At 62.8% G+C, this 12,857-nt stretch carries 9 protein-coding genes; all 9 read left to right on the top strand.

Going from position 1 to position 12,857, the window contains the following annotated elements; all coding sequences use genetic code 11:
• Positions 1–3 precede the first annotated feature (3 nt).
• The 9 genes from grxD (at position 4) to AC5P8Z_RS02150 (ending at position 12,851) form a co-directional block, all read left to right on the top strand.
• Positions 4–324, top strand: coding sequence for a Grx4 family monothiol glutaredoxin (gene grxD, locus AC5P8Z_RS02190; RefSeq protein ID WP_005408852.1), 321 nt, complete (start codon positions 4–6; stop codon positions 322–324).
• Positions 321–1,097, top strand: coding sequence for an SDR family NAD(P)-dependent oxidoreductase (locus AC5P8Z_RS02185; protein WP_286071522.1), 777 nt, complete (start codon positions 321–323; stop codon positions 1,095–1,097). The genes grxD and AC5P8Z_RS02185 overlap by 4 nt, the downstream gene beginning before the upstream one ends.
• Positions 1,098–1,329: 232 nt before the next feature.
• Positions 1,330–4,551, top strand: coding sequence for a TonB-dependent receptor (locus tag AC5P8Z_RS02180; protein ID WP_295565708.1), 3,222 nt, complete (start codon positions 1,330–1,332; stop codon positions 4,549–4,551).
• 252 nt (positions 4,552–4,803) lie between these two features.
• A complete protein-coding gene (ppnN, locus tag AC5P8Z_RS02175; protein WP_495227955.1) occupies positions 4,804–6,192 on the top strand; it encodes a nucleotide 5'-monophosphate nucleosidase PpnN in 1,389 nt (462 codons plus the stop codon).
• Positions 6,193–6,364: 172 nt separating this feature from the next.
• Positions 6,365–6,880 carry a GspH/FimT family pseudopilin gene (locus AC5P8Z_RS02170; RefSeq protein ID WP_286071525.1) on the top strand — a complete coding sequence of 172 codons (516 nt, stop codon included), beginning with the start codon at positions 6,365–6,367 and terminating at the stop codon, positions 6,878–6,880.
• A complete protein-coding gene (gene pilV, locus AC5P8Z_RS02165) occupies positions 6,877–7,374 on the top strand; it encodes a type IV pilus modification protein PilV (RefSeq protein ID WP_286071526.1) in 498 nt (165 codons plus the stop codon). Before AC5P8Z_RS02170 ends, pilV begins: the two co-directional genes overlap by 4 nt.
• A gap of 8 nt (positions 7,375–7,382) precedes the next feature.
• Complete coding sequence (locus tag AC5P8Z_RS02160; RefSeq protein WP_286071527.1) at positions 7,383–8,540, top strand: PilW family protein; 1,158 nt, start codon at positions 7,383–7,385, stop codon at positions 8,538–8,540.
• Positions 8,541–8,545: 5 nt separating this feature from the next.
• Complete coding sequence (locus AC5P8Z_RS02155; protein ID WP_286071528.1) at positions 8,546–9,067, top strand: pilus assembly PilX family protein; 522 nt, start codon at positions 8,546–8,548, stop codon at positions 9,065–9,067.
• 13 nt (positions 9,068–9,080) lie between these two features.
• A complete protein-coding gene (locus AC5P8Z_RS02150) occupies positions 9,081–12,851 on the top strand; it encodes a pilus assembly protein (protein WP_495227953.1) in 3,771 nt (1,256 codons plus the stop codon).
• Positions 12,852–12,857 lie beyond the last annotated feature (6 nt).

Genomic DNA, 12,857 nt, shown 5'->3' with positions numbered 1-12,857 from the left:
GTTGTGGCGGTAATGCAGCAAATCCAGGCCGAGGTCGATCGTTACCCGCTCGTGCTGTTCATGAAGGGCACCCCGCAATACCCGATGTGCGGCTTTTCTAGCCGCGCCGTACAGGCGTTGATGGCGGCCGGCGCTGTCACCCTGCGCACCGTCAACGTGCTGGAAGAACCCGAGATCCGCGCCAACCTGCCGCGCTTCTCCAATCTGCCGACATTCCCGCAGTTGTTCATCAACGGCGAGTTGATCGGCGGCTGCGACATCGTGCTTGAACTGTTCGAGGCCGGCGAGCTCAAGCGCATCGTCGAAGAGGCGACCCAGGGATGAGTGCCTGGCCATCGACGTCACCGACCGACGGGGCGCTCGATGGCCTTCCGTTGCAGGATCGCGTGGTGCTGGTTGCCGGCGCCGGCGGTGGGCTGGGCAGCGCGGCGGCCGTTGCCGCAGCAGCGGCCGGCGCCACGGTGGTCCTGCTGGGGCGCAAGCCGCGCCGCCTGGATCGCGTCTATGCCCAGGTCCAGGCGGTGGGGCCGGAGCCGCTGCTGTACCCGCTGGACCTGGAAGGGGCCAGTCCTGACGACTATGCCGAGCTGGCCCAGGCCCTTCAGCGCGAGCTGGGGCGACTGGACGGCCTGCTGGTCTGTGCCGCGCATTTTCCTGGCCTGACCCCGTTCGAACTGGCCGACCCGGCCAGTTTCGCCCGTGCCGTGCATGTCACCCTCACCGCCCCGGCATGGCTGGCCCAGGCCTGCCTGCCGCTGCTGCGGCAGCGCGAGGATGCCGCCCTGGTGTTTGCCGTCGATGCCCCCGAGCGGGTCGGGCAGGCCTACTGGGGCGGTTATGGTGCGGCCCAGCATGGCCTGCGAGGCCTGATCAGTAGTCTGCATGACGAACTCGGCCGCAGCCCGGTGCGGGTCAGTGGCCTGTACCCCGGCCCCCTGCGCACGGCACTCCGCGCGCGGGCCTATTCAGTTGACCAGGACCCGGCCGCGCAAGGGCCGGAGGCGGCCGCCGCTGCGGCCGTAGCCCTGCTGTCCAGCGCCGGCGGCGCGTGGCGGGGCCGTATCCTCGATGTCAGTGAGGCGCTCCCCGGCGAGTGAATGCTGGGGAAAAGCGGAGTGAAGGTCTCGTCACGATTGCGTTGCGATCCGGTGCCGTTTGTCGCACAACCGTCACATTGATGGCGTAGCGTGTTAATCTAGTGTTAACCGTTATGGCTGCCTTCAGCCACGCGGTAGGGAACCCCAGATAACTCTCCGACCAGCCACCCGCAGGGCTGATTGGATGCGCTTTTTTTCCGCCATCGCCAACTCGCATCGAGGCTACCGAAAAATGACCCACCCACTCCGGATGTCCAAGCTCACCCTTGGTCTCGTGGCTGCACTTGCTGCCGCTCCCGCCTTCGCCCAGAGCAGCACCTCCGCCGGTGTCGGCGGTCAGGTGACCTCCGCTGCAGGCCAGCCTGTCGCCGGCGCTGAAGTCACCATCACGCACACCGAGTCGGGCACCGTTTCGCGTGCCACCACTGATGCGGCCGGTCGCTACAACGCGCGCGGCCTGCGCGTGGGTGGTCCTTACACCATCACCGTCACCAAGCCGGGTGAAGGCACCAAGACCGAAGAAGGTGTCTACCTGAACCTGAACCAGGTCAACACCGTCAACGCCAACCTGGGCGGCGACCTGGCTGCCACCAACCTGGACGCCGTGAACGTCGTCGCCACCGCTGGCGGCCTGGACCTGTTCAGTGCCAACAAGATGGGCACCGGCACCAACGTGACCCGCGAAACGATGGATGCGCTGCCGTCGGCCAGCCGCAACATCCAGGATTACATCCGTCTGGACCCGCGCATCTCGCAGGTCAGCAAGGCGGACGGCGCGATCTCGGCCGGTGGCCAGAACACCCGTTACAACGCCATCCGCATCGACGGCATCAGCGCCTCCGATCCGTTCGGCCTGGGCTCCAACAACCTGCCGACCGAGCGTCAGCCGGTGTCGATGGACGCCATCCAGGAAATCAACATCGACCTGGCCAACTACGACACCACCATCTCCGGTGGTACCGGCGCGGTGATCAACGCCGTGACCAAGTCGGGCACCAATGAATTCCATGGCACCGTCTATGGTTCCTACCGCGACAAGGACATGGTCCGTTCGCGCCTGGAAGGCGACAAGCAGGACTTCAACGGCTTCAAGGACGAGAAGACCTACGGCATGACCTTTGGCGGCCCGATCGTCAAGGACAAGCTGTTCTTCTTCACCAACTATGAAAAGTACGAGCGCGCGGCTGCCGGCGTTTCCCTGAGCGACACGCCGATCGGCCGTGGCACCATCACCCAGCAGCAGATCACCGACGTCCAGAACTTCCTGGGCAAGCTGGGCTACGACCCGGGCAGCCTGTCGGCGCCGAACAGCAAGACCGAGATCGAAGAGTACGCGGTCAAGCTGGACTGGAACATCAACGAGAACCACCGTGCGGCCCTGCGCTACAACAAGATGGAGCAGAACGTCGTTCGCTTCCCGCAGGTCAGCAGCAGCGCCATCTCGCTGAGCAACTTCTGGTACCAGCAGCCGACCGAATACGAAACCTGGATGGGTGAACTGTTCAGTGACTGGTCCGAGAACTTCTCGACCGAGTTCAAGGTCTCGCACAAGGATTACTCGGCCAACCGCGTCCCGCTGGTCGACATGCCGCAGATCCGCATCAAGTCGGGCAATGACTCGCTGTACGTCGGTACCGAGCAGAACACCCACGTCAACATCGTCGAGTCGAAGGAACTGAGCGCCTTCGGTGCCGGTACCTGGTACATCGGTGACCACACCGTCAAGTTCGGCTTCGATTACTCGAAGAACGACCTGATGAACTTCTACGGCCGCAACCTCAACGGCGTGTACGAGTTCAACAGCGTCAACGACTTCCTGGCGGGCAAGGCCTCGCGCTACCAGCTGCGCGCACCGCGCGCCAATGGCAGCCGCAGCGACATCCCGGCGGACTTCACCCTGAAGAACACCGGTGTGTTCATCCAGGACACCTGGGCGATCAACTACAACCTGAACCTGATGTTCGGCGTGCGCATCGACATGCCTGACTTCAGCACGCAGCGTCTGTACAACCCGCGCATCGAGCAGCTGTACGGCTTCAACAACACCAAGCTGGTCGACAAGAACCTGGTGCAGCCGCGTGTCGGCTTCAACTACACCTTCGACACCGATCGCCCGACCCAGCTGCGCGGTGGCGTCGGCCTGTTCGGCGGCGCTGCCCCGAACGTGTGGCTGGCAGGTGCCTACCAGAACACCGGCCTGAACTACATCGAGTACGACGAGCGCAGCATCCCGGCCGGTGCCTTCACCCCGGATGGCAAGAACCCGTACATCCCGGCCGGTGGCCCGGCTTCGGCCCGTCAGAACGTCGACATCATCGCGCCGGGCACCCGCCTGCCGTCGGTGTGGAAGGCCAACCTGGCGTTCGACCATGAGCTGCCGTGGTACGGCATCGTGGCGTCGGCCGAAGTGCTGTTCACCAAGGTCAAGGACGGCATCTACTTCGACCGTCTGGACGTCTCGGCTCCGACCGCCACCGGTCAGGACGGCCGTGCGATCTACTGGAACGCGGCGGGCCAGAACCAGGCCAATACCCGTATCGACAAGGGTGTCGACTACGGTATGTCGACCGGTACGAAGGGCGCGGTTGATCGTGCCAACCGTCCGTCCGACATCGGCGACGTGCTGGTCCTGCGCAACACCGACAAGGGCCGCGGTACCCAGGCTACCTTCTCGCTGGCCAAGCCGCTGACCGAGAACTGGGGCTGGTCGCTGGGTTACACCTACACCAAGTCGACCGAAGTCAGCCCGCTGTCCAGCTCGCAGAACACCTCGAACTGGAACAACACGCTGATCTTCAATGCCAACGAGAACGTGGCCTACAACTCGCGCTACGCGATGAAGGACCGCATCACCGGCACCCTGGAGTGGAAGCACAACTTCTTCGGTGACAACGCCACCCGCGTCGGCCTGTTCTACGAAGGTCGTTCGGGCCGTCCGTACAGCTACATCTTCTACAACGATGCCAACGGCGACGGTGCCACCACCAACGACCTGTTCTACGTGCCGAAGGGCCCGGGCGACGTGAAGTTCACCGGCGGCGCCGCGATGGAGAAGGCGTTCTTCGACTGGCTGGCGCAGAACCCGGAACTGGATGCCTACCGTGGCAGCGTGGTCCCGGCGAACTCGCACCGCGCTTCGTGGGTCAACAGCTTCGACGTCCGCGTCAGCCAGGAATTCCCGGGCTTCATGAAGGGTCACAAGGGTGAAGTCGCCCTGGACATCATGAATGTCGGCAACCTGCTGAACAAGAAGTGGGGCCTGATCGACGACTACGGCTTCTACTCGACCCGTCGCGTGGCCAACTACGCCGGTATCGATCCGGCCACCGGCAAGTACGTGTACTCGTTCACCGGTTCGACCGACAACGCGCAGGTGCAGGAAAACAACAACGACAAGGGCAACACCGCCGTGTCGCGTTGGTCGATGCAGCTGACGCTGAAGTACAAGTTCTGATCCGTCAGAGCCTGAAGCAGTAAGTGAAAACGGCCGGGGAAACCCGGCCGTTTTCCGTTCAGCCGAAAGTCCTTGCGGGCCATCGGGCATCGGCGTAGCATCCAGAAATGTGCGCGGTGCCAACGCCGCCGATGCGGTCCCGGAAAGGCGAACGCGGGAAGCACACATCCAACGGTCGGGCTTCCCGGCCGTTTTGCTTTTTAAGGGGGCGGCAGTACAGTCGGAAACCTTGAAGGAAGCGAAAAATTGGACATGACCACGAACGAAAAATCAGCCCGCGCACTCCCGGTGCAGGATGCGCGTATCTACCCGCGCGGTGGGCTGGATGTGCTGTCGCGGGCCGAAGTGGCCCGCCTGCGCGATGCGTCTGCCGGCGGCATGCACGAACTGCTGCGCCGCTGCGCGCTGGCCGTGCTGACCAGCGGCAGCGCCTCTGACGATCCGCGCGCCGCGCGCGATCTGTATCCCGATTTCGACATCCAGGTGGCGCAGCAGGATCGCGGCGTGCGCATCGACCTGGTCAACGCACCGGCGATGGCCTTCGTCGATGGCGAGATCATCCGCGGTGTCGCCGAACTGCTGTTCGCGGTGGTGCGTGACCTGGCCTACATGGCCATCGAGATGGGCCCGGCCTACGCGGCCGAACTGGAATCGTCCGAAGGCATCACCAACGCGGTGTTCGGCCTGCTGCGCAACGCGCGCATCCTCAACCCGGGCGATCCGAACCTGGTGGTGTGCTGGGGCGGCCACTCGATCTCGCGCGACGAATACCTGTACACCAAGCAGGTGGGCTATGAACTGGGCCTGCGCGGCCTGGACATCTGCACCGGCTGCGGCCCGGGCGCGATGAAGGGCCCGATGAAGGGGGCCACCATCGCCCATGCCAAGCAGCGCCGTACCGTGACGCGCTACATCGGCCTGACCGAGCCGGGCATCATCGCCGCCGAGTCGCCGAACCCGATCGTCAACCACCTGGTGATCATGCCGGACATCGAGAAGCGCCTGGAGGCCTTCGTCCGCATCGGCCACGGCATCATCGTGTTCGCCGGTGGCGTCGGCACCGCCGAGGAGATCCTGTACCTGCTCGGTATCCTGCTGCGCGAAGAGAACAAGGACCTGCCATTCCCGCTGATCCTGACCGGCCCGACCGTGGCCGCGCCGTATTTCGAGCAGATCGACCGCTTCATCCGCCTGACCCTGGGTGATGCCGCCGCCGAGCGCTACGAGATCATCATCGGCGACCCGGTGGCGGTGGCGAAGAAGATGGCTAACGGCATCAAGCGTGTGCGCGAGCACCGCCTGGCGCAGAAGGACTCGTTCTTCTTCAACTGGTCGATCGAGATTCCGTGGGAGTACCAGCAGCCGTTCGTACCGACCCATGAGGCGATGGCCGCGCTGGACCTGCACCACGGGCGTGCACCGCATGCGCTGGCGGCCGACCTGCGCCGGGCGTTCTCGGGCATCGTGGCCGGCAACGTGAAGGAAGAGGGCATGCGCCGCATCGAGGAGTTCGGGCCGTTCCAGATCCATGGCGACCCGGACATGATGCAGGCCCTGGACGCGCTGCTGCGCGCCTTCGTCGAGCAGCGCCGGATGAAGATCTCCGGCGAATACCAGCCCTGCTACCAGGTGCTGGCCTGACTGGCCCGGGGTCGGATCCGATCGGGCTCCGACCCCGCCACGGGCGGCCGACAGGGCAGGGGCTGTCAACCCTTTGACGCCCATCGCCCCGGATTGACCGTTCATCCTGCCGCCGCTTGCCGGTGGCAGGACGATGGCCCATCGTGGCCGTCAACACGCTGGGGAGCGTCCAATGTCTTTGCGCCGGGAAAGAGGCTTTACATTGATCGAGTTGATGGTCACGTTGACCGTCTTCGTGATCCTGGCGTCGATCGCTTATCCCAGCTTCCGCAGCATGATGCGTTCGAACCGCGTAGCGACCACCAGCAATGAGCTGATGGCTCTGACCAATCTGGCGCGAAGCGAAGGTATCCGGAACAACCGTGGTGGCGGCGTTTGTGGAAGCGCTGACGGCACCGCTTGCGATGGCAGCTGGTCCAAGGGAGTGCTGGCATGGTCGGATCTTGATGGTGATGGCCAGTTGGGGGGCAGCGACCCCGTGCTTCGGTTTTCACAGGGCAACCCGCAGCTGAGCGTGGTGGGGCCGACGGGAGCGGTCATTGCGTTCGACGGTCGCGGCCGCCGCAAGGCCGCTGCAGACCAGTCGCTGGTGCTGTCACCGGATGCCTGCAAGACCGGCGAAGGCAAAAGTACGCTGATCGTCAACCAGTCCGGCCAGGTCCGGGTGACCAAGGGGACCTGCACATGAGCCGTCGCAATCTTGCCCGCCCGCGTTCTTCGCAGGGCGGTTTCAGTCTGATCGAAGTGATGGTCGCGGTACTGATCCTGGCGTTCGGCCTGCTGGGCTTTGCGTTGCTCCAGACCACCAATGTCCGCTTCGTACAGAGCGCGAATTACCGTACGCAGGCCACCAACCTGGCCAACGATCTGATTGAAATGATGCGTGCGCAGCGCACCGATACCTTGGCTGGCGGTGCCTATTCGGGCGCTTCGTTCGCGGCCGGGTCGGTCACAGCCCGCGGCGCCTGTGCCTGGCCGACCGGAGCAGCGGTGACGCCGAAAACCAATGTTGCCCGTTGGCAGTGTGAAGTCGTCAAGACCCTTGGCGAGAAGGCCAGTGCGCAGGTGACTTTCACACAGAGCACCGGTCAGGTCAGTGTCGCGATCACATGGGGAGACCAGCGGTGGGATCCTGAGAATCCCGACAGCCTCACCACCTTTGGCCTGACCACCTTCCTGTGAACGCTTCCATGAGTCCGTCCTTGCGCGCCCGCGGTCTGTCGCTGATTGAACTGATGATCGCCATGGTCATCGGTTTGGTGCTGATGCTGGGCATCACCCAGATCTTCATTGCATCGCGCGCTGCTTCGCGACTTTCCGAAGGTGCCGCCAGGACCCAGGAGAACGCGCGATTTGCCTTGGACTTCCTGCAGCGTGATCTACGCATGGCGGGGCATTTTGGTTGCGTGAACGATCAGGCGCATCTGATCAAGAATACCGGTGATGTGCGCTACAACCTGGGTATCGCCTCGGGTAGCGGTGATCCGCTGGACTTCTCGGTGCCGATCCAGGGCTATGAGGCGGCAGGGACGGCGCCGACCGATACCTTGACTCTCGGGAGAGCGTGGAGCGGGGCAGGCTCCGTACCCAAGAGCATCGCCGACCTGACACCAAAGCCGCTGCCCGGCAGCGACATCCTGGTGCTGCGTCTGCTCAGCGCCGAGGGCGCTGTCGTGACCGGGGCCAGCGTGGATGGAGCGACGACCACGTTGAGCGTATCCAAGGAGGGCATGGCGCGCCTGAAGGCCAATGCTGCAGGGACCCCAACCGTGTTCGCATTGGCTGATTGCACACGTGCCGACGTGTTCACCGGCTCCTCGACCGAGACCACCGTGAAGGTCGACAAGGTTGACCTGACCAGCTATTCGGTGAACAACGCGATGACCATGCTTTACCGGGCCGATGGTCTGGTGTACTACATCGCAGCCAACGTCAACAACGAACCGGCACTTTACAGGGCGCGCGCGAATGGCGCCGGTGGCTATGCGGCAGGTGAGGAACTGGTCGAGGGCATCGAGAACATGCAGTTGCTGTATGGTCTGGACGCAACGACGGACATCGCTCTGGCGACGCCGCCGACCGGGCGCATTGTCGATCAGTTTGTGGCCAGCAGTGTCAGTACAGCGAGGGATGCAACGGCAACGGCAGCGTGGCGTCGCGTTGGCATGGTGCAGGTGGGTCTGCTGGCCAGGAGCCCGCAACGTGCTTCGGCCGAAGCGCCGGGTACTGCCGATACATATCTGGGGGTGCTTGGGGTGACCATTGCTCCGGGCGCTCCCTATGACCAGCGCCATCGCGGCGTCTATGAAGTCTCCGTTGCGCTCCGCAACCGCCTGTTCGGGAACTGACGACCATGCGTGCATCCACTCGATCCCTGCGCAGTTCCTTTTCCCGCCCTGCCCGCCAGCGCGGTGCCGTACTCTATGTCGCGCTGATCCTGCTGATATTGCTGGCCCTGCTCGGGGTGATCGGCATGCAGGTCGCTGGCATGCAGGAGCGCATGGCCTCGGGCTACCGTGCCGGCAGCCTTGCTTTCCAGAATGCCGAGGGGGCGGCCCGAGGTGCCGAGAATGCGGTGGAAAGAATCGCCAACCGGCAGTCTGCGGGCGACAGCCCGGTGTTGAGTTCCGCAGACATCGATCAGCGCTGCGACGACGGCTTCGATCCGTCCGATTGGGTCGCCAAAACCACGTTGGGTAGCAAGCCGGCGATAAAGGTCCGGCAGATCCAGGGGTGCATCCAGGGGGAGGGTGCATTGGACATGGGCAAACCGCTGGAAACCGCTACGCCGGTCTACCAGATAACGACTTACGCCAGCGATACGACCTCAGACGCGACCTCGCGCTCGGCGATCGATACCGTATTCAAGCTGTGAGGGTGGGGAGCCCATGAACACGCGAAATCGTAGAATTCTGGCGGGCGTTGGGTTCGCCGTTCTTGCCGCCGGCGGCTACCTTGTGCATACGCTCATGGCCGCACAGGCGCAGGGTGTTCTTGCGCAGGAACCGATGAATGTGCAGGTGCAGACGCCACCGGCCTTCATCATGGCGGTGGATGACTCCAATTCGATGATGTTCGAGCGCATGTTCCCGGGCGGCGATGGTCGCATGATCTGGAACAGCTCGACTGGGAGCTTCTTCAGCGCAGCCGGGCGATTCAGCGACATCGGGTCGAACTGCTATGACAGGAACAATAATGCATACGCGGATTGCTACCTCTACCTTTATCCGCATAGTGACTTCAATTCCAACTACAGTGCGGGCCAGGCGATTCCGCCGTTGGACATCTTCGGGTTTGCCCGCTCACACGTCTACAACGCGAGCTACTTCAATCCAGCGGTTACCTACCGTCCCTGGATCAAGGCGGACGGAACACGCTGGGACGACGCCAAGCCGACCGCTGCATTTGTTGATCCTCGCTCTGGCTTCCCTGGGAACAAGATTTCGTATGACGTGACGAGCGTCCGCTCGCGCTCAGGTGAAGGGTTCCAGTTCGTCAACGGCATGCGGATCCCGGATCTGAAGGACACCGACAACCGTTATTACCGCAATGGCAGCTGGCAGACGGCGGCGCGCAACATTACGTCCTCGGTCAAGTACGGTGTGGAGTACTACCCTGCAACGTTCTATCTGCCAGAGAATGCGCCTGCGCCCTATGGTTACAAGAGTGATGACACTAGTCGTCCGGTGATCACCGGTGCCTGCGGGCCCAACTGTAATCTCCGCCGCTACCAGATCAAGAGCGAGAACTACAGCATTGTCGGCGCCTATGGCTTGGCGATCCAGAACTTCGCCAACTGGTTCCAGTACCACCGCAACCGCACGCTGGCCATCGTTGGTGCGTCGGTGGAGGCTCTGTATGGCGTCGACAACATGCGCGTGGGCTACTTCACGATCAACGACCTGAAGAACGTGAAAATGCACGACCTGGTCACCAATCGTGCCGATCTGTATACGCAGATCTATGCGTTGAATCCGATCAGCGGCACGCCCAACCGTCGTGCCGTGGAGTATCTGGCCGAACAGTTCCGTCGCACCGACGACGGCGCACCGGTGATCCGCGCTTGCCAGCGCAATGGTGGCATGTTGTTTACCGATGGTTACACCAATTCGGGCAATACGCCCAATGGCTCGTTCAACAATGCTGACGGGGTCAACTCGACCCATCTTCCAACCATTCCCTTCGCGGACGCCTATAGCAACACGATGGCCGACGTCACGGCTGCCTACTATGCGGGCAGCAAAACACCGCTGCGTTCGGACACGGGCTTCGCCAAGGGGCAGGTGCCGGTGGATGAGAAGTGCGCGACGCTGGACAAGAGTACCGCGGAATGGAAGCGACTCGATTGCCAGACCGATCTGCACATGAACTTCTACGGCGTCACGCTCGGCGCGCAGGGGCGCATCTATGGCGTCAATGCCGCTGCAACGGCCGATCCGTTTAACAATCCGCCGAACTGGAACAGCAATCCGGATCCGTCGAAGGTTGACGATGGCACGGTTGTCGACGAGATCTGGCACGCTGCGTTGAATAGCCGCGGCGAGTTCATCAATGCACAGACGCCCAATGATGTAACGGTCGCCATGCGTCGCGTACTGGAGTCGATCACCAGTGGCAAGTCGCCATCGGGAACGCTTGGCATGACCGGTGCGCGTATCGGTGCGGGTTCCTTGTCGGTGACGCCCAGCTATGACATCCGCAATGGCGCGACGGACTGGTCGAGCACGCTGAAGGCCTCGACGGTGAAGGTCAACAGCGACCAGGTGGCGGTGTTCAGTGAGGCCTGGGAGGCGTCTGCGAAGCTGTCCTCGACGGGTCGCCGCATCGTTGCCAACAAGGCAGGCGCGGTCGTCGACTTCGGTGAGGCCAATATCAGTCTGGCCGACCTGTGCAACAAGCCCGATGGCAAGTACGCCACGATGCTGGTGTGTTCAGATGCAAAGCTGAAGGCAATTGACGCCGATCTGAGTTCCGCCATTCGCTACCTCAAGGCCGACGTGTTGACCGAAAAGCGTAACGGTGGCAAGTACCGTGACCGCACGACACCGCTGGGCGACATTGTCACATCCGCTCCCGTGGTGAGTTCGCCCGTGGACGACTATGGCTACCGCCAGCTCGGTGGTGACTACGCGGTCAGCTACGCCAAGTATCTTGAAACCAAGGCGAAGGGGCGTCGCTACATGGTCTACGTCGGTGCCAACGACGGCATGCTCCACGCCTTCGACGGCGGAATGGGCGCATCCGGCGAGATGGACAGTTCGGGTGGTCGCGAGAGCTTCGCCTACATCCCGGCAACCGCGCTCGGTCACATGGCCAACCTGTTGTTCCCCTACAAGTCAGACAGCAAGGATCAGACGTTCCGGCATCGTTACTACGTGGACGGACCGATCACTGTTTCGGACATGTTGAATGGCAGTACCTGGCAGACCGGTCTGGTGGGTACTGCCGGTGCAGGCGGTCGCTCGGTGTTCGCGCTGGATGTCAGTACACCGGATAGCTTCGGAACCGCCCAAGTGCTGTGGGAAATCAACGACATCAATCCGTCGCTGTCCGAAGACGTGCGAAACAACATTGGCTTTGTCCTTGGCAAGCCGGTAATCGTGCCGGTGAGGGAGGGCAACGGTATCGCGTGGAAGGCCATCTTCGGCAATGGCTACAACAGCCTCAATCGCAAGGCGGTCCTGTTTGTGGTGGACATGGCAAGTGGCCGAGTGCGTACGATCCAGGCCGCCGAGGGTAGCTCGGCAAGTGCAATCAGTGGCGACAACGGCCTTGGCAACGTGGTGGTGGTGGACCGTTGGCAGGGCGACAAGCAGGATGTCAGGGGGCGTGATGGCCTGGCTGATACCGTGTACGCGGCCGATCAGCGTGGTGCCATTTGGAAGTTCGACCTGACGGACGGCACGAACGCCGCGGTGTCTGTACCCGTGTTTACCACCAGGGTTGCGCAGGATACCGATGGTCGTAGCTACCGACAGCCGATTACTGGTGGCATGACGGCTGCGACAGGACCTTCCGGCGGCGTGATGCTCTACTTCGGCACGGGAAGCTTCTCGTTCTACTCGGACAAGGATGACAAGAGCCAACAGGCGCTGTACGCGGTGAACGACACCTCTGGCAAGCGCGCGGCAACGACGTTGACGGCAGGCAATCTGGTGCAGTACACAGCGGATACCCCGGCGGTAGGCGCGGAGGCGCGCAGTATCGTGGCAGGCAGTTCGCCCGTCGGTTCCCGCGGTTGGATGATCAATCTGCCCAACGGCAATGGTGAGCGGTTCGTCGGAAACCCGCTGCTGGTGAGTGGCATCATGTTCATGCCGACCTATGTACCCAATGTGGAAAGTGTTGGTTGCTCGACAAGTGGCTCCAACTGGTTGTTCGGCGTTTCCTCGCTCACGGGTGTGCCAGCGCTGGAGAACGTGCGGACCGGTTCGCCGAAGGGCAGCAAGCCGGCGCAGGGAACGGCGGGTATCGCACTGAAGAGCGAAGGCACTGCGCCGATCCGTGATGTGTCGTTGTCGGTCATGCCACGACTGGGGAGTGGTAAAGAGGGGCCGCCCGGCGGCAGTTCGTGCTGGATGGTGGTTGGTGCCGCAGGGAGCCAGTCGCTCTATCTTCCGTATCCCTGTGGTCGCCAGTCCTGGCGCCAACTCCAATGATTACGA

The organism is Stenotrophomonas sp. YJH_SMC_17, from assembly GCF_059371655.1.
The sequence above is the reverse complement of the archived record's forward strand: the minus strand, read 5'-3'. Positions and strand labels throughout refer to the sequence as shown.